The following is a 26,028-nucleotide window of genomic DNA, read 5'->3' on the forward strand; positions in this document are numbered from 1 at the left end:
AATATAGAAGCGAAAGCGTCGTGTTGCCGGGCAGTAATGTGACAACGCATCAATAAAACCGTAAAAAAAACCGGCAAAAGGGTTGGTTTTGCCGGCAGAAAATCAGTCAGTATTAACTGAAAAAACAGTGGATGCTAATTGCTTAGCCCGTGAACTATATAAAACGCGATAATAACCGCAACAACAAAAAGTGCCGGAAGCCGGCAGAGGGTTAGTCAGCAGAAATAAAATGTTACGACAATGCCCGGCTGGCGCAGCCTGCGCGGAAAAAAGCGCCCTATAGCTGTCACCCCTTTTCAGACATTCCTTACGGCAGTACAGGCTGCGCTAACCGGTTGATCTTGCGGATATTGCATCGGCACACTCTTTTCCAGGCGCGGTATAAAGGCGGTAATGAATGATGCCGATATATCAGAAGACATTAATTATTCCGCGGCGGCGACCCTTTCCATATTTACTCGCCCGGTAATTAACGCTAAAAATAACGCTGGGCAGGCCCCTCTCTCCGCTGTTAACGCCGTCGCCCGTTCCTTTTCCCTTATGCCCATGACACGCAGGAGCAGGCCAATGAAATTTACCGCCGGGTTAATGGTTGCTGGCAGCCTTTTTTTACTGGCTGCGTGCAGCAGCCATAACGATGATGATGATCTCTCGTATGATGAACCGGTACAGCAGGCGACCAGCGTCAACCCGTCACATGCGCTGAACCGGGCGAACCCGGCGTCGGCTAACTGCGGGCTGGTGGGCGGCACGCTGACGCTGGCACGGCAACTCGACGGCAGCACCATCGGCATGTGCCAGTTACCGGACGGCAAACAGTGTGAGGAGTGGGCGCTGATGCGCGGGGCGTGCCCGGCCGGCTGACCGGCCGGACAGCGCGGCATCAGGCCGTCAGCAGGTTGGGGCAGGGCTGGCCATGGATAAGCTGGGAGACGTTCTGCAACGTCACCTCGGCAATGCTGGTCAGCGCTTCTTCCGTCAGGAAAGCCTGGTGGCCGGTAAACAGCACGTTATGGCAGGCGGAGAGGCGGCGGAACACATCATCCTGGATCACGTCGTTGGATTTGTCCTCAAAGAACAGCCCGCGCTCATTCTCATACACATCCATGCCCAGTGCGCCAATCTTCTGCTGTTTCAGCGCCTCAATGGCGGCAGTCGAGTCAATCAGGCCGCCGCGGCTGGTGTTAATGATCATCACCCCATCTTTCATCTTGCTGAACGCCTGCGCATTCAGCAGGTGATGGTTCTCCGGGGTCAGCGGGCAGTGCAGGGTAATCACGTCTGACCGGGCATAAAGCGTGTTCAGGTCAACATACTCTGCGCCCAGCTCCAGTGCCTGCGGTGTCGGGTAGGGGTCAAAGGCCAGCAGCTTCATGCCGAACCCTTTCAGGATGCGCAGCGTCGCCAGGCCAATCTTGCCGGTGCCGATCACCCCGGCAGTGCGGTTATGCATGTTAAAGCCGATAAGCCCATCGAGCGCAAAGTTGGCATCACGGGTGCGCTGGTAGGCGCGGTGGATGCGGCGGTTGAGCGTCATCATCAGGCCCACGGCGTGCTCGGCCACCGCTTCCGGGGAGTAGGCCGGGACCCGCACCACTTGAATGCCCAGCTCTTTGGCCGCGTCCAGGTCAACGTTGTTAAAGCCCGCGCAGCGCAGCGCCAGAATTTTCACCCCCAGCGCGGCAAACTCTTCCAGCACCTCGCGGCCGCCGTCATCATTCACAAACAGGCAAACCGCGTCACAGCCCACGGCGTTTTTGGCCGTTGCGGGGGTCAGCAGGAAATCGAAGAACTCCATGTCGAAATTAAAACGCTGATTGACCAGTTCCAGATATTTACGGTCATAATGCTTGGTACTGTATATCGCCATTTTCATAATCGGTTCTCCGTAGAAAAGTCTGAGTCCAACGTAACAGAAGGCGGAGGCCATCACCACGGTAACAGGGTGTATCGCCACAGGTTTTTTCCCCGGCAGCGGTCAGCGTGCACTGCGGCGGCGGATGAATAGCGTTAATTATGGTATCTTGCAGCGTTTTTTGGGGAAAACAGGACAGGTAATGAGAAAAGGATGGAAAGCGCTGGGGATAGGGCTGCCGGGCATGGTGCTGGTGTTAGGCACCGGCTGGCTGACGCTGCCGCGCTGGCTGCCGGCCGTGGTGGAACACTGGCTCCCGGCAGGCACCCATCTGACGCTGGGCGGCCCCCTGGCGCTGACCCGCACCGGCCTGCGGTTGCCGCCCATGACCTTCCGCGCCGGTACGTGCCGGCTGGCCGACAGCAGCGCCGCCCGGCTTGATTACCGCCACGGCCGCTGGGTGCTGACGGCCGACAGCCTGACGCTGGACAGCCCCTGCCTCAGCCAGCTCCCGGCCAGTGCGCCGGGCGGCGCGCCGTTCTCCCCGGCAGCCTGGCAGCAGCGGTTGCCGCCGCTGGAAATCGCCATTAATCACCTGACCCTGGCCCCGTGGCAGCCCTATGCCGGGCGGCTGACCTTCAGCAGCGGTGCGGCAGGCCAGCACCTGCGTTACCTGAGCCGTGAAACCGCGGCAAACGGCGCACCGCAACTGGCGCTGGACGCCTCGCTCGACCGCCACCAACACCTGACCCTCACCCGTTTCGCGGTCACCCTGGCCGGGATGGAGGCGCCGCTGACGCTGGCCGGCCGCGTGACACTGCCGGTCGCACCGGGCAGCAGCCTGCCGGACCAGGGCGATTTGCAGGCCCACCTGACGCTGGCCGGCGTACCGGCCCCGCTGGCCGTGACGCTGAACTGGCAGGCTGCGCAGGGCACGCTGGAGGTGGCCGCGCAAGACGCGCCGGCGCCGCTGTTGCGCCTGCCCTGGCAGCTCTCCCCGGCGGCGCTGACCATCCATGACGGCACCTGGCGCTGGCCTTATGCGGCGCAGCCGCTGGCCGGTGGCCTCCGGCTGACCCTGCGCGACTGGGACAGCCATTTCACCCGCGCCACCCTGGAAGGGCGGGCGAACATGCTCACCCAAGGCCACAACGGCCGCGCCAACGTGGTGCTCTCTGCCGGGCCGGGCAGCGTCGGGCTGACGGAGAGCGACCTGCGCCTCCAGCTCACCGGGCAGGCGAACGCTGCCCGCCTCTCGTTTACCGCATCGCTCCCGGCGTGGCTGCACGGCCCGCTGCTCAGCCCGGCGCTCACGTTGCGCAGCGGCGCCCTGTTGCGGGCGTGGGGCAACCTGACGGCGAAGCAACGGCTGGAGGAAGCCCGCTGGCCGCTGGCCGGGGTGACGCTGTCGCCCGCCGGGATCAACGGCCCGTTGCAGGCGATTGTGCGGCTGACTGACCGCTACTGGGGCGCAGTCAAACTGCACCTCAACGGCAAAGCACAGGATTTCTGGCCCGACCGCGGCCACTGGCAGTACAACTTCTGGGGCAACGGCACACTGCCGCCGCTCCAGGCCCGTTGGGACATGACCGGCAAAGGGCGCTGGGACGCCGCGCGGCTGACGGTCTCCTCGCTCTCCACCGGCTTTAACCAGTTGCATTATGGGCTGGTCACCGTGGACAAGCCCCGGCTGACGCTGAGCGAGCCGCTGGTGTGGCAGCGCCCCTCAGAGGCGCGCGCGCCCACGCCTGAGGCCATCCAGGGCGGGCTGACGCTGGCAGCCGAACGTATTGGGCTCGGCAGCGGCGGCTATCTGCCGCCTTCGTCGCTGGCGTTGCAGATTAAAGGCGCGTCACCGGCGGCATTCCTGTGGCGCGGCAGTCTGGCCGCAGACCCTATCGGGCCTATCGCACTGCGCGGCCGCTGGGACGGCGAGCGGCTGCGCGGTGAGGGCTGGTGGCCGGATCAGCCCTTGACGGCGTTCCAGTCGCTGCTGGACCCGGCGCTGAAAATCACGCTGCGTGACGGGCGGTTCCGCGCCCAGACAGCCTTCTCCGCCGCGCGCGAACAGGGGCTGGTGGCGGGCGGCCACTGGGTGGTGCAGCAGGGCGGTGCCTGGCTGAAGGATGGCGAGGTCAGCGGGGTGGATTTTATTCTGCCTTACCGACTGGACAACCATCGCTGGCAGTTTGGTGCGCAGCAGCCGGTGTCATTGCGCATCGGCCTGCTCAGCAACCTGGTGGCGATGAAGAACATCACGGCCGATCTGCAAGGCAATTATCCCTACAGCGAGCACCTGCCGCTGACGCTCAGCAACGTCGGCGTGGATATGCTGGGCGGTCATGTGAGTTTGTCGGCATTGCGGTTGCCGCAGCATCAGGCGGCGGTGCTGAAGCTGGATCAGGTTGATCTGAGTGAGGTGTTCACCGCGCTGAAGCCGAAGCAGTTTGCCATGTCCGGCAAGGTGGACGGCGAGTTGCCGCTCTGGCTGGATAACCCGCACTGGCTGGTGAAGGAGGGCTGGGTACGCAACCACGGCCTGCTGACGCTGCGGCTGGCCCCGGAGATGGCAAAAGCGCTGGCCGAAGGCAACCTGACCAACCGGCTGGTGGTGGACTGGCTGCGTTATCTGGAGATCAGCCGGACATCGGCGCAGGTGAGCCTGGACAACCTGGGCGAACTGACGCTGGCGGCGAAGATTGACGGCGTCAGCCCGGCCGAGACCCAGCGGCGCAACATCATCCTGAATTACCGCCATCAGGAGAACGTATTCCAGCTGTGGCGCAGTTTGCGCTTTGGCGACAATGTGCAGGAGTGGCTCTCTGAGAGGCTCTCCAAACCTGCGAGGACGCAACCATGATGTTTTTTTCTGCCCCGAGGCTGACCGGCCTGCTGCCCCTGTTGCTGCTGGCCGGCTGTGTGCCGCGTATTGAGCTGGCAACGCCGTCGCAGCCCATCACGATTAACATGAATGTTAAAATTGAGCATGAGATTCACATTAAGGTTGATAAGGATGTGGAAGATTTGCTGAAGAGTCAAAGCGATCTGTTCTGAGGAGCCTGTATGAAGAGACGACACGGCATTATCGGGTTGGCGCTGGCCTTGAGCGCGCTGGGGTTTTGCGCTTCCGCCTCCGCCCTGACGCTGGATGAAGCTCGCACGCAGGGCCGGTTAGGCGAGACGCTCGACGGTTATGTGGCGCTGGTGAAACCCGACCCGGAAGCCGCCGCGCTGGCCGAGCGGATTAACCAGGCCCGCCGCGATCGTTACCGCGAGATTGCCGAAGAGAACCAGGTACCGCTGGACAACGTCGCCCGCCTGGCCGGCCAAAAGCTGGTCGCTCGCGCCCGCCCCGGCGACTACGTCCGCGGCATCAACGGCCTCTGGCTGCAAAAAGGCCAGGCCACCCCCTGATCCCGCCTCGCCCCTCATTTTTCTCACTGATAAACGCCCCCGGCTAAACCCTTACCTGCTCAAGGATTTGCAGTCTGGTGGGGGCGTCAAAATCATTGCCGAGTGGAGCCGCAGGGCCGGGTGAGCGGGCAGGACGCCAAAAAAACTTCCCCCTACTTTTTCCTTACATACCGAAAAATTTGCAGAAGAGGTGGGGGCGTAAAAATCATTGCCGAATGGAGCCGCAGGGCCGGGCGAGCACACAGGGATGTGTGCGAGAGTCGCAGCCACGCTGGGAGCGTGTCTGCGGCGGCCCGAAAAGCCCGGAGGCGGAGTGAGGGAACCCGCGGGAGCGGGCAATGATTCAGCCGGGGCACCGGAAGCGCGCGGGTGCAGGGCCGGCGCGCCGGCAGGCCCTGCTCGGTTGAGGCGCAGTGGCTCAGGCAACACGCGATGCCAGACAACCGAAACCTTCCACCGGCAGACAACCGGAATTGTCTCCAGGCCCAAATAAAAAAGCGCACCCTCTAAAGGATGCGCCCAAAACCTTCACCCCAAAACATCAGGAGCAAAAAATGAGGGTAATCAACTCAACCGGAATCAGGCGGCCACAACCTGCTTAATCGCGGCTTTCGCCTCTTCCTGCGCTTTGCTGGCCATTTCCGGGCCGTAACCCATGCCTTCCGCAAACACGAACTCGATGTCAGTGATGCCGATGAAGCCCAGGAACAGCGTCAGGTACGGGTTCACCAGGTCAGCCGGGGTATCTTTGTGGATGCCGCCGCGGGTGGTCAGGATCACCGCACGTTTGCCTTTTACCAGGCCTTCCGGGCCGTTTTCGGTGTAACGGAAGGTGACGCCGGCACGGGCAATCAGGTCAAAGTAGTTTTTCAGCTGGGTGGAGATATTGAAATTGTACATCGGTGCCGCCATAACGATGACGTCATGCGCCTGCAGTTCTTCAATCAATTCGTTGGAGAGGGCCAGCGCCTCTTCCTGACGCGGGGTCAGCGGCGCGTCGGACGGGCGCAGCGCGCCGACCAGCTCACCGTCCAGTACCGGTACCGGGTTGGCAGCCAGGTCACGCACAGTGATTTCATCTGCCGCGTGCGCTGCTTTCCACTCTTCAGTGAAGAAGTCAGCCAGTTGATTCGATTGTGAATAGGTCGCCAGGATGCTTGATTTCAGTACCAGAACTTTACTCATAGGTCATTCCTTAGTTCGTCATGTCAGGGCTGTGTGCCCGTTGAATGGTTGCTACTGTAGGGGCAAAGCCACAACAGTAAAAGCGCAATATTTCGAGCACTCTATTCGATTTTATTGAACAAGCAGAACCGCTGGCCGTGCGAAGGGTGCCGGAGCAGCCCCGGCCTGTGCTACCATAAAAACCAGTATGGCCCGCCAAAGCCGAACTCTTTCAGAATCAAGTGCCTTCCGGGCGCTTGCCAGCAACAAGGAACACCATTGTGAAATCTCCGCTCGCGGCATTGGCCCAGCACCTGCCGGACCTGATGCTCCGTGACCAACAGCGCCTGCAGCGTCGCCTGCAGGGTGCCCGCAAGGTCAGTAATCCGCAGGCACAGGAGGCGATCGCCGCCGAACTCAGCCAGGACATCGAGGCAGCCCGCCAGCGGGTGGCCCAGCGTATGGCCGCGCGCCCGCGCATCACCTACCCGGAAAACCTGCCGGTCAGCCAGAAAAAACAGGCGATCCTGGAGGCAGTGCGCGACCATCAGGTGGTGATTGTGGCCGGTGAAACCGGCTCCGGTAAAACCACCCAGTTGCCGAAAATCTGTATGGAGCTCGGGCGCGGCATCAAAGGCCAGATCGGCCATACCCAGCCGCGGCGGCTGGCGGCGCGCACCGTGGCCAACCGTATCGCCGACGAGCTGGAAACCACGCTCGGCGGGGCCATCGGCTATAAAGTCCGGTTTAACGATCAGGTCAGTGACACCACCCAGGTGAAACTGATGACCGACGGCATCCTGCTGGCGGAGATCCAACAAGACCGGCTGCTGATGCAGTACGACACCCTGATCATCGATGAGGCGCATGAACGCAGCCTCAACATTGACTTTATCCTCGGTTACCTGCGCCAGTTGCTGCCGAAACGCCCGGATCTCAAGGTGATCATCACCTCGGCCACCATCGATCCGCAGCGTTTTTCACGCCACTTCAACAATGCGCCGATTATCGAAGTCTCCGGCCGGACTTACCCGGTGGAAGTCCGTTACCGCCCGGTGGCGGATGACGCGGACGACACCGAGCGCGACCAGTTACAGGCGATTTTTGACGCGGTCGAGGAGCTGGGGCGCGAGGGGCCGGGCGACATCCTGATCTTTATGAGCGGTGAGCGTGAAATCCGTGACACGGCGGACGGCCTGAACCGGCTTAACCTGCCGCATACCGAGATCCTGCCGCTCTATGCGCGCCTCTCCAACAGCGAACAGAACCGGGTATTCCAGTCCCATTCCGGGCGGCGCATCGTGCTGGCCACCAACGTGGCGGAAACCTCGCTGACGGTGCCGGGCATTAAATATGTGATTGACCCCGGCACCGCACGCATCAGCCGCTACAGCTTCCGCACCAAAGTGCAGCGGCTGCCGATTGAGCCGGTGTCACAGGCGTCAGCCAACCAGCGCAAAGGGCGCTGCGGGCGTGTCTCCGAAGGGATCTGTATCCGGCTGTATGACGAGCAGGATTTCCTGTCACGCCCGGCCTTTACCGACCCGGAGATTCTGCGCACCAACCTGGCGTCCGTGATCTTACAGATGACCTCGCTCGGGCTGGGCGACATCGCTGCCTTCCCGTTTGTGGAAGCGCCGGACAAGCGCAACATCCAGGATGGCGTGCGCCTGCTGGAGGAGCTGGGGGCAATCCACACCAATGAGAAGGGCCACTACCAGCTGACCGCGCAGGGCCGGCAACTGGCCCAGTTGCCGATTGACCCGCGGCTGGCGCGCATGGTGCTGGAAGCGCAGAAAAACGGCTGCGTACGCGAGGTGATGATCATCACGGCCGCGTTGTCGATCCAGGATCCGCGCGAGCGGCCGCTCGACAAGCAGCAGGCCTCGGATGAGAAACACCGCCGCTTTGCCGACAAAGACTCTGATTTCCTGGCCTTTGTGAACCTGTGGGACTACCTGAAAGAGCAGCAGAAAGCGCTGTCGTCGGCGCAGTTCCGCAAGCTCTGCCGCAGTGATTTCCTCAACTATCTGCGGGTGCGCGAGTGGCAGGACATCTACACCCAGCTGCGCCAGGTGGTGAAAGAGCTGGGGCTGCCGGTCAACAGCCTGCCGGCGGAGTACCGCGAGGTGCATTGCGCGCTGTTGACCGGCCTGCTGTCGCACATCGGCCAGAAAGACGCCGAAAAACAGGAGTTCACCGGCGCGCGCAACGCCCGCTTTGCGGTGTTCCCCGGCTCCGGGCTGTTCAAGAAGCCGCCGAAGTGGCTGATGGTGGCCGAGCTGGTGGAAACCAGCCGCCTGTGGGGGCGCATTGCGGCGAAAATTGAGCCGGAGTGGATCGAGCCGCTGGCCCAGCACCTGATCAAGCGCAGCTACAGCGAACCGCACTGGGAGAAATCGCAGGGGGCGGTGATGGCGACGGAAAAAGTCACGCTGTTCGGCCTGCCGATTGTGGCGGCGCGCCCGGTCAACTACAGCAAAATCGACCCGGCGCTCTGCCGCGAGCTGTTTATCCGCCATGCGCTGGTGGAGGGCGACTGGCAGACGCGCCACGCCTTCTTCCGCGCCAACCTGAAATTGCTGGCGGAAGTGGAGGAGCTGGAGCACAAATCCCGCCGCCGCGACATTCTGGTGGATGACGAAACGCTGTTCGCCTTCTATGACCAGCGCATCGGCCATGAGGTCATCTCCGCCCGGCACTTTGACAGCTGGTGGAAAAAACAGCCTGCCGATCTGCTCAACTTTGAGAAAGCGATGCTGATCAAAGAGGGCGCGGCCAGCATCAGCGCACTGGATTACCCGAACTTCTGGCATCAGGGCAACCTGAAACTGCGGGTGACCTACCAGTTTGAACCGGGTGCGGATGCCGACGGCGTCACGGTGCATATCCCGTTGCCGCTGCTGAACCAGGTGGAGGAGCAGGGCTTCGAGTGGCAGATCCCCGGCGTGCGGCGCGAGCTGATTATTGCGCTGATCAAGTCACTGCCGAAACCGGTGCGGCGTAACTTTGTCCCGGCACCGAACTATGCCGAGGCGTTCCTGGCGCGTACCACGCCGCTGGCGATGCCGCTGCTGGACGCGCTGGAAAAAGAGCTGCGCAAAATGACCGGCGTCACGGTGTCCCGCGAGGACTGGCAGTGGGATCAGGTGCCCGATCACCTGAAAATCACTTTCCGGGTGGTGGATGAGAAAAACAAAACGCTGCGCGAAGGCAAAGACCTGGCCGCGCTGCGCAGCCAGCTGAAAGAGAAAGTGCAGGAGACGCTCTCCGCGGTGGCGGATGACGGCATCGAGCAGAGCGGCCTGCACCTCTGGAGCTTCGGCGCGCTGCCGGAACGCTACGAGCAAAAACGCGGCGGCTATGAAGTTCGCGCTTTCCCGGCGCTGGTGGATGAGAAAGAGAGCATCGGCATCCGGCTGTTTGACAGCGAGCCGGAACAGCAGCAGGCGATGTGGCAGGGCACGCGCCGCCTGTTACTGCTGAATATTCCGTCGCCGATCAAGTACCTGCATGAGAAGCTGCCTAACAAAGCCAAGCTGGGGCTGTACTTCAACCCGTACGGCAAAGTGCTGGAGCTGATTGATGATTGCATCGCCTGCGGCGTCGACAAGCTGATCGCCGAATTTGGCGGCCCGGCCTGGGATGAGGCGAACTTTGCCCGCCTGCATGAATTTGTGCGGGCGCGCCTCAACGAGACGGTGGTGGAGATTGCCCAGCAGGTCGAGCAGATCCTGACGGCGGTGTTCAACATCAATAAACGGTTGAAAGGGCGTGTGGACATGTCGATGGCGCTGGCGCTCTCTGACATCAAGAGCCAGATGGCCGGGCTGGTCTACCGGGGCTTTGTGACCCGCAACGGCTGGAAAAAACTGCCGGATACCCTGCGTTATCTCCAGGCGATTGAGCGGCGGATGGAAAAACTGCCGACCGATCCGCACCGCGATCGTGCCCAGATGCTGAAAGTGGAGCAGGTGCAGCAGGCGTGGCAGCAGTGGCTGAACAAACTGCCGCCCGCCCGGCGTGACGCCCCGGACGTGACGGAGATCCGCTGGATGATTGAGGAGCTGCGCGTCAGCTATTTTGCGCAACAACTCGGTACGCCATACCCGATCTCCGACAAACGTATCCTGCAGGCTATGGAGCAGCTGAGCTAGCCCCGGCGCGCGGGTCCAGCGCCGCCAACTGCGCCCGGATGGCCGTGACGGCCAGGGCGCGGTTATCCGCGCGGTAGCGGTCCTCCGCGGAGGGGGCAGAGCTTTGCACCGCAATCAGCGACCAGCCCTGTTCTCCCTGCCTGAGTAACAACGGTGATCCGCTGTCACCGGGCAGGGTGTCACACTGGTGCGACAGCACGCCGCTTTGCGCCCAGCCGGTCACCAGACAGTCATGGTGGCTGTAGAGCGTTTCCAGGTGATCTTCCGGGTAGCCGGCCTGCGTCACTTTGCGTTCAGCCAGCTTCAGCGCGGTGGTGAGTTCCTGTTGCGACCCCTGCCAGAGCGGCAGCGGTTTCAGCGGCACCTTCACGCCTTCCGGCAGGCGGATCAGCGCGAAATCCCAGATTGCCGCTTTTGGCGGCACAATCCAGCCATCACCTTCAGCCTTGAGTTTCTTGCCCAACTCCTTGTTCACCAGCGTTTGTAATTTGGTGTATTCGTAACGCCATTTCCCGCCGCGGCTGACAAAGCGCAGCGCCACGGCGCGGTCAATCACGCCCGGTGGCGACAGCACGCAGTGGCCGGCCGTCAGCGCCAGATGGGGGGAGATCAGGGTGGCGCTGCACAGATTGCCGCTCACGGTTTCCACCTGGCCGATAGCCTGCCACGGCCAGTCGGTGGCGTGGGAAGGGCGGGTGCGATCGTCATGGCCGAAGAACAGCCGGGTTTGCTCACTTTCCGGGGCATCCGCGTGTGCCGGTAGCGCACATAACCCCCATAAACAGACAACAACTAGCGACATGCGCATAACAATCTGGCCTTGAAAAGGGGATATCCCTAACATTTTTTATATAAGTAACTATAGCTGTATTCATCTTCAGTATGAATTGGTGCCATTTGATTTTGCGAAGGATTTCTTTCGCTTACCGGGCACCGGTCACAAATAGCCACCCTCAAAGATAACAGCAGACGGCAATCAGGCCACAGAGGATCAGGGCGGCCAGAATAATTTCAAACAGGTAGCGGCGCAGCATATCCATCCTGCCTCATCAACGGGGCCTGATATAAAAAACCCGGCATAAGCCGGGTGTCAGACGGTAGACGTGCCGGTACCACAACGGTATGGCAAGGCCGTGATGTGATAGTAGGGCGGTTGGCGGGCGCTTTCCGTGAGTGATTGGTGTCGGCGTGTAACCGAATGTACGGCAGGAAAAACAGGGGGAAGCGGGTAACCTTCCCGGTAATGTCCGGGAGAGGTGCTTATTAGTTACAACATACTAATAGTGGCTTTATAGCCTCACCTCAGCAAAAGAAAACGGGCCGGAAAAGCCGGCCCGGCATCACTATAAATAACGGCTTTCCAGATGCTGACGGAACCATGCGGGGTTCAATGGCTCGCCGGTGGCGCGGGTCATCAGCTCATCCGTGGAGAAACGGCTGCCGTGCTGCCAGATGTTCTGCTTCAGCCAGTCAAACAGGCCCGTCAGGTTGCCGCCGGCAATGTCCTGTTGCAGCGTCGGTAAGGCACGGTTAGCTGCCTGGAACAGTTGGGCGGCGTACATTGCGCCCAGCGTATAGGTCGGGAAATACCCGATCGCGCCGTCCGTCCAGTGGATGTCCTGCATACAGCCATTGCGGTAGTTCCCACGGGTATCCAGCCCCAGATAGTGCTGCATTTTTTCATCCCACAGGGCAGGGATGTCATCCACCTCGATCTCACCCTCAATCAGCGCCTTTTCGATCTCATAACGCAGGATGACGTGCGCCGGGTAGCTCACCTCATCCGCGTCCACGCGGATGAGGCCCGCCTGCACGCGCTGGTTCAGGCGCAGGAAATTCTGTTCGCTGAGTGCTTCCTGCTCGCCGAAAGCCGCGATGACCAGCGGGCGCAAGCATTGCAGGAATGGGGCACTGCGCGCCAGTTGCATCTCAAACAGCAGGCTCTGGGATTCATGGACCGCCATTGAACGGGCGAGGGCGACCGGCTGGCCGGCCCACTCACGCGGCAGGTTCTGCTCATAACGGGCGTGGCCGGTTTCATGCACGATGCCCATCAGCGCCGTCAGGAAATCCTCCGGGTTGTAACGCGTGGTGATACGCACATCCTCCGGCACGCCGCCGCAGAACGGGTGCGCGCTGACGTCAACCCGGCCGCCGTCAAAGTTAAAGCCGAGCAGCGCCATCACCTTCAGGCTCAGCGCCTGCTGGGCGTCTACCGCAAACGGGCCTTGCGGCGTCAGGCAGGTTTCGCTGCGCTGTTTTTCGGCCACCCGCTGCAACAGATCCGGCAGCCACTGTTTCAGGTCACCGAACAGGGTATCAAGCCGGGCGCTGGTCATCCCCGGTTCATACAGGTTCAGCAGCGCATCGTACCGGCCGGTACCGGCGGCCTGCGCGCGGATGGCCGCTTCTTCGCGGCTCAGGCGCACCACCTCTTTCAGGTTGGCGGCGAAACCTTGCCAGTCATTCGCCGGGCGCTGGCTGCGCCACGCATGTTCGCACCGCGCCCCCGCCAGCGATTTCGCCTCAACCAGCGAGGCAGGCAGCAGCACGGCGTTGTCATAGGCACGCTGCATCTCCAGCAGGTTGGCGCGCGCGGCGTCATCCAGCGTCTCCTGGTGCGCCTGCGCCAGCCAGTCACCCACCTCCGGGGCAGTCAGGATGCCGTGGCACAGCACGCTCAGCTCGGCCAACGCTTCCGAACGTGCCTGGCTGCCCTGCGGCGGCATCATGGTTTGCATGTCCCACCCGGCGATCGCCGACAGATGGCCGAAACGGGAGAGCCGGGTAAAGGTGCGTTGCAGGTGGGAATAAGCAGAAGTCATCACATTCTCCATAATGGGTACGTTCTTTAAGAATATCGGGTAACGGGGCGCTCAGCGCGGTTCGCCCGGCAGGCTCAGGGCCGCTTTTACCGGCCAGCAGAAGCGGAAACAGGCACCGCCCAGCGGGCTGGTTTCCACAAACACCCGGCCCTGGAACGCCTGCGCAATGGAAAACACAATCGCCAGCCCCAGGCCACAGCCGCCGGTGGCGCGGTCACGGCTCGGGTCGAGGCGGACAAAGGGCTCAAATACCCGCTCGCGCGCCTCCGGCGGAATGCCGGGGCCATCATCCTCTACCTGTAAACAGGCTTCCTCGCCGTTGAGCCAGAGGCTGATGCGCAAATGCAGGGTGGCATAGCGCAGGGCATTATTCACCAGATTATCCAGCACCCGCTCCATCAGCCGCTGGTCAATGGCACCGTAATCGCCCCGGTGCGGCATCGCCAGCGTGACCTCGCGCTGCGGGTTGACCAACCGGATATCCTCCACCCGGTCAGCCAGCCAGGCGGGCAGATCCACCGGGTCAAGCTTCAGTGCCACCTGCGGGCGGTCGAGGCGCGCATAGGTCAGCAGCTCATCAATCAGCGATTCAAGCTGGCCGATGTCACGGTTCAGAGCGGTGTGCTCGCTCTCTTCCAGGTTGTCACTCATCGCCAGCCGGTAACGCAGCCGCACCAGCGGCGTGCGCAGTTCGTGGGCGATGCCGTCAATCAGCTGTTTTTTGCTGGCAATCAGGGTATTGATGTTGTCCGCCATCTGGTTGAAGGCGATACCGAGCCGGTTCAGGCTGGACGTGCTGTCGAAATGCGTGCGCTCGTCCAGGTGCCCGGCCCCCAGCCGTTGGGCGGCGTTCTCCAGTTGCATCAGGTCACGCCAGTGGGGCCGCATCCACAGAAAGACCGGCAACGCCAGCGACAGCCCGATAAACAGCAGCAGCGCCAGATCCAGCAGCCGCATCTCATGCAGGTAGAAGAGGTAAGGGATCGGCCCGACCACCAGAACGTAATGGCTGCGCGGCACCCGTTGCATGAAGGTGTACTCATCATCCAGCGCGACAATCTCCCCCAGCCGCAGGCGGCGGTCGAGGTCAGCGCCCAGCGAGCGTTTGCCGAGCGGCTCAATATGCAGCTTGAACGAGAGGTTCAGGTCGAGCGTGGTCAGGGTTTTGTTCCAGTCGCGCATCGGGATCTCCCGCAGCTCGCTGCGCATCAGGTAGAGCGAGCTTTTCATCAGGTCATCCATCGACTGCCGCCCGGCGCGCTCCGCCGTGACTTTGTACACCAGCCCGACCAGCATCGCCATCACCAGAAAACAGACAAACAGCAGCAGGAAGAACTGGATAAACAGCTTTCTCATGGCTGCGCCGTCTCCCAGGCGTTGGGGGCGAACAGGTAGCCCTTGTTACGCACTGTCTTGATGCGGAACGGCTCCAGCGCGTTGTCATAGAGTTTGCGCCGCAGGCGGGAAATCGCCACATCGATGCTGCGGTCCAGGCCGTCATAACTTACGCCGCGCAGCGTTTTCAGGAGCGCCTCGCGATCCATAATCTGCCCGGCATGGGTGGCCAGCTCCCACAGCAGGTCAAAGTCTGACGTGGAAAGGGTGATGGTTTCACTGCCCAGCGTCACCTCGCGGTTAACCGGATCAATGCACAGCTGGCCGATATGCAGGGCATTGCGCGACAACAGCGGCGGCTCGTCACGCACCGGTTGCTGGCTGTGCTGGCGCAGGTGCAGGCGCAGCCGCGCCAGCAGCACCGCCGGCGGCGTGGTTTTCAGGATATAGTCATTCGCGCCCATCTCCAGCGACAGGATATGGTTCATGTCACTGTCCAGCGAGGTCAACAGCACAATCGGGCCGGGAAACTGCGGCCGCAAATCGCGGCAGAGCGTCATGCCGTCTTTGCCGGGCAGCATGATGTCAAGCAGCACCAGATCAGGCTGTTCGCGCGCAATCACCGCCTGGGCGGTATCGCCGCGCGGCTCCACCACCACGTCAATATCATGTTTGCCCAGATAGGCGGCAATCAGCTTGCCGACCTCCGGATCGTCTTCGACGAACACTATTCTATGCATAACGTTATACAAAATAAGGAAACGAAAGGAGCCGGAAGCCCAGCATAACGCGTGCCGGGCAGGGATGCCACGCCGCAATGGTAATAGGGTATGAGCAGGGCGGCCGCAATTATTCAGGGTGACAATGAATCATTACAGTTTATCCTGTTTTATGAATGGACTGTTGCTGGCAATCCCCCAGCCGGTTATGCCATGATAAGCGCCGTTACCTTTGAAACGTCTTTTCAATGAATCATTTCAATGCCAAACACTGGCCAGGAGAGGAACAGGGGATGACGACAGATCGCCTTGCATCCGTTGCGGGCAGTGAACGAGTCTGCTTCAATTACATGGAGTATCTCTCTGCGTCGTGCAAGAAACAGTGGCGTTTCGTTGATGCGATTTATGGTGTCCTGCCCATTTTTGGTCTGGTGCTGAAATCCCGCGCGGTGGATGCCCAGTCGCGGCAGGAGCAACTCAAGGAACTGGCGTTGCAGGTGGTCTCCACCCAGGTCAGTGACGAAGTGAATATTGCCCGGCTGATTTTGCTGGCCAGGCAGCAGGGGTTGCGTACGGTAGACATCTGCCTGCCTTACGCGCTGACGCCGGAACAACTGGCGGTGGTGCGGGAGGAGTGCGAACAGGATGTGATGCTGGAGCAACACGGTGAATGTCTGACCGTCACCCTGAATGCCGCCACGCATTAAGCGCGCGTGCTGAGATAAAAAAGGCCGTATCTTTCGATACGGCCTTTTTGTTTTCTGCGGTTTCCCGGTTTACTGCATCATCATCATCCAGCCGGCCGGCAGGCTTGCCAGCAGCAGCAGGGCGACGCCCGTCCACTCCAGCCGGTTCAGGGCCTTCGGTGCCGCATGGCCGCGGCGGGCATACAGGAACACCAGCACACCCGGCGCATACAGCAGCACCGACAGCAGCAGGTGCATCAGCCCGGAGGCGTAGAGCATCCACACGCCATAGGCGCAGGCCCCACACGCGGCCAGCGTCAGGCGCAGGTCACGGCGCTGGCGGGCCAGCTTGAATAAGAATGCACCCACCAGCAGGTAAGGCACCAGAATCATCTCGGAAGCGATGGTCAACAGGTTGTTATAATCGCTGCCGGTCAGCCAGATCAGCACCAGCGACAGCTGCACGGAGCCGTTGGTCATCCAGAGTGACGGGGCCGGGGCGTCATATTTGTTCTGCCCGTGGAAAATACGCGGGAAGGCACCCTGTTCAGCCGCCAGCAGCGGCACTTCCGCTGCCATAATGGTCCAGCTCAGGTAGGCGCCGCACACCGAAATAATCAGCCCGGCGGCGATAATGATCTGGCCGTAAGGCCCCATCAGATCCACCATCAGCCCGGCCATCGACGGGTTACGCATCTCCGCCAGCTCCGCGCGCGGCAACACGCCGAGTGACAGCAGGGTAATCAGCAGGTAGACGCCGAGCGCGCTCACCACCGCCAGCATCGTTGCGCGGCCGACGTCACGTTTGTTCTTCGCCCGTGCGGACACCACCACCGCGCCCTCCACGCCGATAAACACCCACAGCGTAAACAGCATGGTGTCTTTCACCTGTTGCCACACCGGGGTGCCCAGCGCCAGGCCTTTGAAGTCCAGTTTGAACGTGTCGAGCTTAAAGGCGAGGGCGGCCAGCACCACAAACAACCCCAGCGGCAGCAGCTTGGCCAGCGTGGCCGCCATATTGATCCCGGCGGCGGTTTTCACCCCGCGCAGCACCAGCGCATGCACGCCCCACAGCAGGATCGATTCGCCGATCAGCGCCTGCCAGGTGTTGCCGTCACCAAAGATGACCCTGTCCGGCGTGTCGGTAAAGAAGCTTATCGCCGCAAACACAATCACCAGATAAGAGACGTTGGCGATCACCGCGCAGAGCCAGTAGCCCCAGGCGGAACAGAAGCCGATCAGTTCGCCGAAGCCCTCTTTGGCATAGGTGAAGATGCCGCCGTCCAGATCCGGCCGTAACCGGGAGATCAGCAGCATCGCCATCGCCAGGAAAAGAATGCCGACGCCGGTAATGCCCCAGCCGATCAGCAGGGCGGCGGGGCTGGCAACGGCCGCCATATTTTGCGGCAGGCTGAAGACACCGGCCCCCAGCATGGAGCTGAGCACCAGCGCGGTGAGTGCGGTTAACCCTAGTTTTTTTTCCAATGTCCTATTCCAATGCAGAATAAATGACCAAGTGTTAAATTCAAGTCAGCACAATGTTGCTGCGCCGCTTACTTATGTCGGGGGATTGCCCTGAAAAAGTGGGCAGATTCTACGGAGTGATGCCGGGCGATGCAATGATTGCGGCATAAAATTATGCAGACGATCCGCATAAATAAACAACGCGGCTTCCCGCCCGCCGGGACGTGGCGGAAAAGCCAATAAAAAAAGGCAGCCGGGGCTGCCTTGGCAAAATGGGGCAGATTACTTGTAAAGATCGGCGCTGATGGTCAGGTTGCCGCCGCTCTGGTTCTGTTCCCACTGGCGGGTGATGTGGTAGTACTTCGCGCCTTTGTCTGCGGCACGCTTGGCGACTTCCGACGAGATGTCGGTCATGCTGCCGAAGTGGCCGGTGAAGGTCACGGAGTCGAACGGCACCATCTGCGCCGCCGTGGCGTTATTCAGTTCCTGAATTTTGGTTCCGTTCGGCAAGGTCACGGTGTAGCGTTCACCGGTGGAGGACTGGGTCTCAAAGAAACGGCCTACGTCACGGCTTGGTGTGCCGGAAGAGGCCACGCCTGGGATCTCCACCTTCTCTGCGGCCGCGCCGCCGGTCGCCAACGCGGCTTTCGCGGCGTCAGAATCGGCCGGGATCACATCCGGGCTTTGCAGTTTGCGTTCTTTGGCATCTTTCTTATACACATAAGCCGTCACGAACTGGTTGCCGCCCTGGTTGGCGTCAATCTGGCGGACAATAAAGAACGCATCCGCGTCTTTCTTCGCCGCGGCTTTGGAGACGGCGTCGCTGATGTCCGGCTGGCTGCGGAAGAAGCCGCTGACGGTCACCGTGTCATACGGTTCCAGGCGGTAGGCTTCCGGCTTCGGCAGCTCACGCACGCCGTTGAAAACGCGGTATTCGGTTTTTTGCGTATCCGCGGCGTTGGTGTCGTTGTGGTAAAGGTCGGCCGTAACCCGCCAGTTGCCGCCATTGTTGCTATTATTGATGTCCTGAATATAGAAGGCATCCGCCCCTTGTTTATCCGCTTTACGGGACACGGCTGTCGCCGCCTCGTTAATGGCGTTGAACCGGCCGCTGACGGTGATGCGGTCAAACGGTTTCAGGGCTGCGGCTTTCTCTGGAGTAAGTTCCTGCGCGGCGTGAGCAGCAGAGAGCGCAGAAATTGAAAACAGGGCTGATGCGATAATCGTGTTCTTCAGCTTCATAATAAATCCTTTCGCCTTGCGCATTTACATAAGTAACGTGCTGACTTCTTGTTATGTAACAGTAATGTATAACAAAACAGCGATAATTATTACATGTAAACAGGTTAGGTGTCTCAGCTATTTATGTCACCTGCCGCGAAGACACAGGGTAGCCGGCGCGGACGGGGTTAACGCCATAATGTGAAGTAGTTTTGCTTATAACGCAATGCAGCGCATAAACAGCAATAATTAACACTATTCTAACCTTCAGGCAGGCCGCGCCGGTCACCGCACGGCAACAGGTTTTAGCTCAACGGCGATAGTTTGCAAATATTTAGACAAAATGTTGCTTTTATTTGAAATGAAAAGCGTAAAAAAGCGTGCTGCCTTCCATTTTTAACAAAAAAAGTCCGGCCTGCCGGGCGCTTTATAGATCATAGTTCACATATTCAGTAGTTTATATCGGTTCTGTAACGGGTTATTCCGTCACCAGGCAGCGGGTTATCGCCGGCCGGAACCGTGCAGTGGCACAACAATTACCACCTCTACAACAACCACCTCTTAACGGTAAAAGGATCATTATGCGTATTGGTGTACCTAAAGAGCGGGCGGCCAATGAAGCCCGGGTGGCCGCCACACCGAAAACGGTGGAGCAGCTGCTGAAATTAGGGTTCAGCGTCGCTGTTGAACAGGGCGCGGGGCAGGCCGCCAGCTTCGGGGATCAGGCGTTTCAGGACGCGGGCGCGGTCATCACCGACAGCCATGAGATCTGGCAGACGGACATCATCCTGAAAGTGAACGCACCGGACGCCCGTGAGGTTGCGCTGCTGCAACCGGGCACGACGCTTATCAGTTTCATCTGGCCGGCACAGAACCCGGAACTCTTGCAGCAACTGGCCGGGCGCCAGGTCACGGTGCTGGCGATGGATTCCGTGCCGCGCATCTCGCGCGCGCAATCCCTGGATGCCCTCAGCTCAATGGCCAACATCGCCGGTTACCGGGCGATTGTGGAAGCCGCGCATGAATTCGGCCGCTTCTTTACCGGCCAGATCACTGCCGCCGGCAAAGTGCCGCCGGCCAAAGTGATGGTGATTGGTGCCGGGGTGGCCGGGCTGGCTGCCATTGGGGCCGCCGGCAGCCTGGGGGCCATCGTGCGCGCCTTCGACACCCGCCCGGAAGTGAAAGAGCAGGTGCAGAGTATGGGCGCCGAGTTCCTGGAGCTGGATTTTGAAGAAGAAGCGGGCAGCGGTGACGGTTACGCCAAAGTGATGTCCGAGGCCTTTATCCAGGCGGAGATGGCGCTGTTTGCCGCGCAGGCGCAGGAGGTGGACATCATCGTCACCACGGCTTTGATCCCCGGCCGCCCGGCACCAAAACTCATTACCCGCGAGATGGTGGCCTCAATGAAGGCGGGCAGCGTGATTGTTGACCTGGCGGCGCAAACCGGCGGCAACTGTGAATTAACGGTGGCTGACCAGATTACGGTGACAGAAAACGGCGTGCGCATCATCGGCTATACCGACCTGCCGAGCCGCCTGCCGACCCAGTCCTCCCAGCTGTACGGCACCAACCTGGTGAACCTGCTGAAACTGCTCTGCAAAGAGAAAAACGGTGAGGTGGTGATCGACTTTGACGACACCGTGATCCGTGGCGTCACGGTGGTCAACCGCGGTGAAATCACCTGGCCGGCCCCGCCGATTCAGGTCTCGGCCCAGCCGAAAGCGGCGGCCGCGAAGGCGGAGCCGCAGGTGAGTGCGCCAACCGCGCCGCCGTCCCCGTTCAAAAAATATGCCTTCCTGGCGCTGGCCATCATTCTGTTCGGCTGGCTGGCCAACGTCGCGCCGCGTGAGTTCCTGTCGCACTTTACCGTGTTTGCGCTGGCCTGCGTGGTGGGTTACTACGTGGTGTGGAACGTCAGCCATGCGCTGCATACGCCGCTGATGTCCGTTACCAATGCCATTTCGGGGATTATTGTGGTCGGGGCCTTGTTGCAGATTGGCCACGGTGGCTGGGTCAGTTTCTTCTCCTTTATTGCCGTGCTGATTGCCAGCATCAATATTTTCGGTGGCTTTACCGTCACGCAGCGCATGCTGAAAATGTTCCGGAAAAACTAAGAGGCCTTATATGTCTGAAGGATTGGTTACTGCAGCATATATTGTTGCCGCTGTTCTGTTTATTTTCAGCCTGGCTGGACTGTCGAAACATGAAACCTCACGCCAGGGGAACCTCTTTGGCATCACCGGGATGGCGATTGCGTTGATTGCCACCATCCTCGGCCCCGATACCGGCCATGTCGGCTGGATTATTGTGGCGATGCTGATTGGCGGGGCCATCGGCATCCACCTGGCGCGTAAAGTTGAAATGACAGAAATGCCGGAGCTGGTGGCGGTGCTGCACAGCTTTGTCGGGCTGGCGGCGGTGCTGGTCGGCTTTAACAGCTATCTGGACCACGGCAGTGCGCCGATGATGCCGGTGATGGAAAACATCCACCTGACCGAAGTGTTCCTCGGGATCTTTATCGGTGCGGTGACCTTTACCGGCTCGATTGTGGCGTTCGGCAAACTGCGCGGCAAAATCTCCTCCAAACCGCTGATGCTGCCGAACCGGCATAAGCTGAACCTGGCCGCGCTGGTGGTGTCCGCGATGATGCTGATCATCTTTGTGCGCACTGACAGCGCCGGCTGGCAAGCCTTTGCCCTGCTGGTGATGACGCTGGTGGCCCTGGCGTTCGGCTGGCATCTGGTGGCCTCGATTGGCGGTGCAGACATGCCGGTGGTGGTATCGATGCTGAACTCCTACTCCGGGTGGGCAGCGGCGGCAGCCGGTTTCATGCTGAGCAATGACCTGCTGATCGTGACCGGGGCGCTGGTCGGCTCCTCCGGTGCGATTCTCTCCTACATTATGTGCAAGGCGATGAACCGCTCGTTTATCAGCGTGATTGCCGGGGGCTTCGGCACGGACGGATCGTCCACCGGCGAGGCCGAAGAGATGGGCGAGTACCGTGAAACCACGGCGGAAGAGGTGGCGGAACTGCTGAAAAACTCCACCTCCGTGATCATCACCCCCGGCTACGGCATGGCGGTGGCGCAGGCGCAATACCCGGTGCATGACATCACCGCCAAACTGCGCGCGCGCGGCATCACGGTGCGTTTCGGCATCCACCCGGTCGCCGGGCGGTTACCGGGCCACATGAACGTGCTGCTGGCGGAAGCCAAAGTGCCGTATGACATCGTGCTGGAGATGGATGAGATCAATGAGGATTTCAGCGACACCGATACGGTGCTGGTGATCGGCGCAAATGACACGGTCAACCCGGCGGCGCAGGACGACCCGCGCAGCCCGATTGCCGGGATGCCGGTGCTGGAAGTGTGGAAAGCGCAGAATGTGATTGTGTTTAAACGCTCAATGAACACCGGCTATGCCGGGGTGCAGAACCCGCTGTTCTTCAAGGAAAACACCCAGATGCTGTTTGGCGATGCCAAAGAGAGCGTGGACAACATCCTGCGGGCGCTGTGACCGCCGGGAAACCACGGGAAACACCTCGTCACGTTATACAGAAATAAACGTGCAGAAAATAAAAGGGTCGCCGCGGCGACCCTTTTTGCTGCCTGTTGACAGGCTTTTGCCTTTGACCCGCGTTTGCCGGTAACGGCGGCCCGGCGTCAGGCAACCGGGTTATTTTCGCTGGGCGGGGTAGGCTCCGCTGTCGGCATCTTCGGTTCCTGCTGCTCTGCTTCCAGCGGGCAGACAAAATCATCCGGTTTCAGCGCCAGCAGGTCACATTTCAGGTGATCGATCACATGTTCCGTGGTGTTGCCGATAAAGGCCGCTGAAATCCCGGTGCGGCCGATGGTGCCCAGCACCACCACCCCGGCCTGAAGGTGCTCAGCCAGATCGGGGATCACCTCTTCCGGCAGCCCTTTTTCAACGTGGGTCATCTCTTCGCCCAGGCCGAATTTCTGCCGCAGGCTTTTCATCGCCAGCAGGTGCTGGCCGCGGATCGCATCGTTATAGACGCTGGGGTCAAAGTCCGGCAGCTCAATGGCGATATTGATCGGCGTGACCGGATAGGCACCGACCAGATGCACTTCGGTCTGGTTGACATTTTTCGCCAGCGCCAGCGTCTCGCTCACCAGTTTCAGGTTGAGCGGGTCGTGGTACGGCTCCTCACTGGAAAGGTTGACTGCCACCAGCGCTTTGCCGCCTTCCGGCCACGGCTGGTCTTTGACCATCCAGACCGGGCAGGGGCATTTGCGCAGCAGGTTCCAGTCGGTGGGGGTGAAAATCACCGACTCCAGCCGGTCATGCTGGTGGGTCATTTTCAGCACCAGATCGTGCTTCTCGGCCAGCACTTCCTGGATGATCGCTTCATAAGGGCGGTTATGCCACACCACTTTGATCTCGATCGGGACCCCGGCATCAATATAGTGACGGCACTGCTCACTAATCCAGGCTGCCCGCTGGCTGATCACGCCCTGACGCATGGCAGTCCGTTCATCAGGCGAAAGCAGGGTGGTCATTTCATACGAGAAATCATAAATGGACAAAAAGGCTTTGATGCGCCCGCCATTGTGCTGCACCAGGTAAACCGCGCGCCGCAGGGCGGGCTGGTCATCCTGGTTGGGGTCAATTGCCACCAGCAGATGTTGATAATTCGCCATAAGGTCCTCCTCACAGAGCTGTAAAATACAGACTGTCAGCTTACAGAGTAACTCAACATTGGCGAACAGGACAGACGGAGAAGTGAGTCGGATCAATAAATTGCTTGAATTTATTGATCCGGACCAATAGACAACTTGTATCAGTAACCGCCGGGAAAATCAGGCAACCTGACGCGGGTTTCCGGCAAGCTGGGCCAGCGCATCGCCATTTTCAATGGTGATGTACTTGCCTTTCACGCTGAGGATCTCACTTTTCTGGAAACGGCCGAGCAGGCGGCTGATGGTTTCCACGGTTAAGCCGAGATAGTTGCCGATGTCACCGCGGGTCATGGTGAGGCGGAACTCACGCGGGGAGAAGCCGCGCTGGGCAAAACGGCGTGCCAGGTTGTAAATAAAGGCGGCCAGCCGCTCCTCCGCATTTTTCTTGGAGAGCAGCAGGATCATGTCCTGATCGCCTTTAATTTCGCCGCTCATCAGGCGCATCATCTGCTGGCGCAGGTTAGGCATCTTGCCGGAGAGGTCATCCAGCGTCTCGAACGGGATTTCGCACACCATCGACGTTTCGAGCGCCTGGGCAAAACTCGGGTGCTGATGGGTACTGATGGCATCAAACCCCACCAGATCGCCCGCCAGATGGAACCCGGTGATCTGCTCGTCACCCTGTTCAGTGATGGTATAGCTTTTGATGGTGCCGGAGCGGATGGCGTACAGTGATTTCAGTTCGTCGCCCGCCTGGAAAAGCGCCTGTCCTTTCTGAATCGGCTTCTTCCTTTCGATAATATTATCGAGCTGATCGAGTTCATGTTCGTTCAGGGTGAAGGGAATGCACAATTGGCTGATGCTGCAATCCTGGCAATGGATGGCACAACCGCCAGACTGGATACGTCGAATGATTCGCTGTTTTTCTGGGATCATAATAGTCGCTCAGGCAAGAATTGATATTGGTCAATTTTAACATCTTTTTTGGTCACTGATAAGCCACCCCAGAAGCGGTGTATGTCAAAAAAACGAGACAGGGCACGGAGTTAGCGATAGGCACATGAAAATAAAGACTTATTTTGCATAGGGAAATAACAGATAAATCCGGCTGGCGTTATTTTGTGCAAAAAAAACGTGACACCAAGCGCAAAATAAAAAGAAAAGCGGCGAGCAGGCCGGAGAAAAAAGGGCGCTGCCGCTATTTATCAGCATTTAAATTTAACTTAAAGCAAGCTTAACTGTTGTTTGTGCTGCGCCGGTGCCCGGCCGGGAACCCCTTCATGGTGCAGCAGCCACTGCTTACGGTTAACGCCCCCGGCATAGCCGGTCAGGGTGCCGTTCGCGCCAATCACCCGGTGGCAGGGCACCACAATACTTATCGGGTTTGCGCCGTTGGCGGTGCCCACAGCGCGTGACGCACCGGGTACGCCAAGCTGCTGCGCCAGCGCGCCGTAGCTGAGGGTCTGCCCGCAGGGAATGGTACGCAACGCGGCCCACACCTGCCGCTGGAACGCGGTGCCGCCGGTGGCGACCGGCAGGGTGTCGATAATGCCCAGATCGCCGCTGAAATAGGCCTCCAGCGCGCTGGCGAGGCCGTGCGGGTTCACCACTTCGCGCAGCACAAACCCCGGCTTGGCGTAATGCAGCGCCAGTAACCGCTGCATCCGGCCCTCAAACTCCTGCCACTCCACGCTGCGCAGGCAGCCTTGCTCATCCGCCACCACCAGCAGCTCGCCCAGCGGCGTCGGCATCTTCCCGATTAACAGTGTCAGCATCGTCACTCTCCTGAATGCTTGCCAGAACCTGCTTCAGTGTAACGCGCCGTGCCCCGGCAGTGTGCAGCTTTTTCTGCCTGGGTGCGGCCGCTGCACCGTCACCCGGCAACGCGGCGGTAAGGCAGGGCGCACGCAGCGCACAGGGGCGCCTTTGCACGCTGGCACAGCCTTTGCTTGTGCTTTTTATCATGATGCGCCGTTAGATAGTGGCGTGCCGCCAGGTGCAGATCCGTTACACCGCGTACCCGTGCCGCACGGCGGCAAGAGGAGAGAGTATGGCAGAGCAGGAGACCCGTTATCACGCCACGGAACCGGCATGGGCTGGCTACCCCCCGGCCACCCAACCCGTGCGTCGCCCGGCGGGTGTTGTGCCGCAACACCTGCCGGAGCGCCGGCAGGCCAGCCACCTGTTTCTTGCCTGCACCCCGGCGCAGGCCGCTGACACGGAGCAACGTATGCGCAGCCTTTACCAGCGTCTGTTAATCGACATCCGCCGCTTTCACCGGCTGGCGCAGCGCCACTCAGACGGCCCGCAGGCCGCCGCCGGGGGCGCACTCGGCTGGGTAACGCGCGGCATGTTGCCCGCCTGCCTGGAACGCGTGCTGTTCGCGCTGGACGCCGATACCTTAAGCCCGGTGTTCCGCTCGCCGGACGGTTTCCATGTGATTTATTGCAGCGGCATCCGGCCGCACGGCGTCTGGTTGCCCGACGCGGGGTAAACCGCCATAAAAAATGCCGGTCAGTGGCCTGACCGGCATCTGTCATACGCAGCG

21 protein-coding genes are annotated in these 26,028 nt (G+C 60.4%); 9 read left to right on the forward strand and 12 right to left on the reverse strand.

Annotated elements, in window-relative coordinates; translation table 11 throughout:
• Positions 1-567: 567 nt before the first annotated feature.
• Positions 568-864, forward strand: coding sequence for a putative hemolysin (locus JK232_RS18625; protein ID WP_072929828.1), 297 nt, complete (start codon positions 568-570; stop codon positions 862-864).
• 19 nt (positions 865-883) lie between these two features.
• Here the strand turns inward: JK232_RS18625 and JK232_RS18630 are convergent, their stop codons facing one another.
• Entirely contained in the window at positions 884-1,876 is a 993-nt protein-coding gene (locus tag JK232_RS18630) for a 2-hydroxyacid dehydrogenase (RefSeq protein ID WP_072929826.1), read from the reverse strand.
• A 181-nt stretch (positions 1,877-2,057) separates the two neighbouring features.
• Between JK232_RS18630 and JK232_RS18635 the strand changes: the two genes are divergently transcribed.
• Genes JK232_RS18635 through JK232_RS18645 form a run of 3 tightly spaced genes read left to right on the forward strand, consistent with a single transcriptional unit; the run spans position 2,058 to position 5,269 of the window.
• Entirely contained in the window at positions 2,058-4,715 is a 2,658-nt protein-coding gene (locus tag JK232_RS18635) for a YdbH family protein (protein ID WP_212589567.1), read from the forward strand.
• Complete coding sequence (locus JK232_RS18640) at positions 4,715-4,909, forward strand: YnbE family lipoprotein (RefSeq protein WP_101828453.1); 195 nt, start codon at positions 4,715-4,717, stop codon at positions 4,907-4,909. Before JK232_RS18635 ends, JK232_RS18640 begins: the two co-directional genes overlap by 1 nt.
• A 9-nt stretch (positions 4,910-4,918) precedes the next feature.
• On the forward strand, positions 4,919-5,269 hold the full coding sequence (locus JK232_RS18645; protein WP_212589568.1) for a YdbL family probable chaperone protein: 351 nt from the start codon (positions 4,919-4,921) through the stop codon (positions 5,267-5,269).
• 579 nt (positions 5,270-5,848) lie between these two features.
• On the opposite strand, the gene azoR is transcribed toward JK232_RS18645, so the two are convergent.
• Positions 5,849-6,454: an FMN-dependent NADH-azoreductase gene (gene azoR, locus JK232_RS18650; protein WP_072929818.1), complete on the reverse strand. Its 606-nt coding sequence runs from the start codon at positions 6,452-6,454 to the stop codon at positions 5,849-5,851.
• A gap of 260 nt (positions 6,455-6,714) precedes the next feature.
• Between azoR and hrpA the strand changes: the two genes are divergently transcribed.
• Positions 6,715-10,590 carry an ATP-dependent RNA helicase HrpA gene (hrpA, locus tag JK232_RS18655; RefSeq protein WP_212589569.1) on the forward strand — a complete coding sequence of 1,292 codons (3,876 nt, stop codon included), beginning with the start codon at positions 6,715-6,717 and terminating at the stop codon, positions 10,588-10,590.
• Here hrpA and JK232_RS18660 read toward each other — a convergent pair.
• The 5 genes from JK232_RS18660 to rstA form a co-directional block, all read right to left on the reverse strand.
• On the reverse strand, positions 10,571-11,398 hold the full coding sequence (locus JK232_RS18660; protein WP_101829297.1) for a trypsin-like serine peptidase: 828 nt from the start codon (positions 11,396-11,398) through the stop codon (positions 10,571-10,573). The two genes, hrpA and JK232_RS18660, sit on opposite strands and share 20 nt — an antisense overlap.
• A gap of 145 nt (positions 11,399-11,543) precedes the next feature.
• Positions 11,544-11,630, reverse strand: a complete 87-nt coding sequence (gene ydgU / locus JK232_RS23130; RefSeq protein WP_476739375.1) for a small membrane protein YdgU — start codon at positions 11,628-11,630, stop codon at positions 11,544-11,546.
• Positions 11,631-11,933: 303 nt separating this feature from the next.
• On the reverse strand, positions 11,934-13,415 hold the full coding sequence (locus JK232_RS18665) for a carboxypeptidase M32 (protein ID WP_165698440.1): 1,482 nt from the start codon (positions 13,413-13,415) through the stop codon (positions 11,934-11,936).
• 51 nt (positions 13,416-13,466) lie between these two features.
• A complete protein-coding gene (gene rstB / locus JK232_RS18670; RefSeq protein WP_072929809.1) occupies positions 13,467-14,771 on the reverse strand; it encodes a two-component system sensor histidine kinase RstB in 1,305 nt (434 codons plus the stop codon).
• Complete coding sequence (rstA, locus tag JK232_RS18675) at positions 14,768-15,490, reverse strand: two-component system response regulator RstA (protein ID WP_072929807.1); 723 nt, start codon at positions 15,488-15,490, stop codon at positions 14,768-14,770. The genes rstB and rstA overlap by 4 nt, the downstream gene beginning before the upstream one ends.
• 272 nt (positions 15,491-15,762) lie before the next feature.
• Between rstA and JK232_RS18680 the strand changes: the two genes are divergently transcribed.
• Positions 15,763-16,176: a hypothetical protein gene (locus JK232_RS18680; RefSeq protein WP_072929805.1), complete on the forward strand. Its 414-nt coding sequence runs from the start codon at positions 15,763-15,765 to the stop codon at positions 16,174-16,176.
• A 69-nt stretch (positions 16,177-16,245) separates the two neighbouring features.
• Here JK232_RS18680 and JK232_RS18685 read toward each other — a convergent pair whose 3' ends face one another.
• Together JK232_RS18685 and ydgH are read right to left on the reverse strand one after the other, a co-directional pair.
• A complete protein-coding gene (locus tag JK232_RS18685) occupies positions 16,246-17,640 on the reverse strand; it encodes an amino acid permease (protein ID WP_072929802.1) in 1,395 nt (464 codons plus the stop codon).
• 261 nt (positions 17,641-17,901) lie between these two features.
• Positions 17,902-18,861 (reverse strand): DUF1471 family protein YdgH, encoded by a 960-nt coding sequence (ydgH, locus tag JK232_RS18690; RefSeq protein WP_072929800.1) that lies wholly within the window; start codon positions 18,859-18,861, stop codon positions 17,902-17,904.
• Between the two features lie 560 nt (positions 18,862-19,421).
• Here ydgH and pntA point away from each other — a divergent pair.
• Positions 19,422-20,954 (forward strand): Re/Si-specific NAD(P)(+) transhydrogenase subunit alpha, encoded by a 1,533-nt coding sequence (pntA, locus tag JK232_RS18695; RefSeq protein ID WP_212589570.1) that lies wholly within the window; start codon positions 19,422-19,424, stop codon positions 20,952-20,954.
• Positions 20,955-20,964: 10 nt separating this feature from the next.
• On the forward strand, positions 20,965-22,356 hold the full coding sequence (pntB, locus tag JK232_RS18700; protein ID WP_072929796.1) for a Re/Si-specific NAD(P)(+) transhydrogenase subunit beta: 1,392 nt from the start codon (positions 20,965-20,967) through the stop codon (positions 22,354-22,356).
• A 146-nt stretch (positions 22,357-22,502) separates the two neighbouring features.
• On the opposite strand, the gene uspE is transcribed toward pntB, so the two are convergent.
• From uspE to ogt, 3 genes are all read right to left on the reverse strand, one after another.
• Positions 22,503-23,501, reverse strand: a complete 999-nt coding sequence (gene uspE / locus JK232_RS18705) for a universal stress protein UspE (RefSeq protein WP_072929794.1) — start codon at positions 23,499-23,501, stop codon at positions 22,503-22,505.
• A gap of 159 nt (positions 23,502-23,660) precedes the next feature.
• The gene (gene fnr / locus JK232_RS18710; protein ID WP_072929791.1) at positions 23,661-24,416 is read right to left on the reverse strand and encodes a fumarate/nitrate reduction transcriptional regulator Fnr; all 756 of its coding nucleotides are present in this window, start codon (positions 24,414-24,416) and stop codon (positions 23,661-23,663) included.
• 287 nt (positions 24,417-24,703) lie between these two features.
• A complete protein-coding gene (gene ogt, locus JK232_RS18715) occupies positions 24,704-25,255 on the reverse strand; it encodes a methylated-DNA--[protein]-cysteine S-methyltransferase (RefSeq protein WP_212589571.1) in 552 nt (183 codons plus the stop codon).
• A gap of 275 nt (positions 25,256-25,530) precedes the next feature.
• On the opposite strand from ogt, the gene JK232_RS18720 reads away from it, so the two are divergent.
• A complete protein-coding gene (locus JK232_RS18720) occupies positions 25,531-25,974 on the forward strand; it encodes a peptidylprolyl isomerase (protein WP_101829301.1) in 444 nt (147 codons plus the stop codon).
• The last annotated feature ends 54 nt before the right edge of the window (positions 25,975-26,028 follow it).

The sequence above is a fragment of the Nissabacter archeti genome, assembly GCF_018257325.1.
GTDB lineage: Bacteria > Pseudomonadota > Gammaproteobacteria > Enterobacterales > Enterobacteriaceae > Chimaeribacter > Chimaeribacter arupi.